This is a genomic window from Buttiauxella gaviniae ATCC 51604, from assembly GCF_001654835.1.
In the GTDB taxonomy this organism is placed as follows: Bacteria; Pseudomonadota; Gammaproteobacteria; order Enterobacterales; family Enterobacteriaceae; genus Buttiauxella; species Buttiauxella gaviniae.
Window position 1 is genome coordinate 1 of the sequence record NZ_LXEP01000130.1, and the last position, 221, is coordinate 221.

The 221-nt window shown below is 67.4% G+C and carries 1 protein-coding gene; it reads right to left on the bottom strand.

The genetic code is table 11. The features are described from left to right. The coding region (locus M977_RS25660) for a hypothetical protein (RefSeq protein ID WP_167351128.1) at positions 1 to 221 on the bottom strand (221 nt) is incomplete at both ends.

Genomic DNA, 221 nt, shown 5'->3' on the forward strand with positions numbered 1-221 from the left:
GGTGACCCTGACCCATACGGCCGCCCAGAACCTGGCGGGTGCCACCGCGGGCACAACATCGGCCCCGACGACACAGCCACTGGCTGACGGTGTCAGCACCACGACCACCACGCTGCCGATCACCGGCGCGGACGGTCAGCCCCTGAAAAATACCGCCGTCACGGTGACGGTGAACGGCACGGACCAGACGGTGACCACCGACAGTAACGGTAACGCCACGG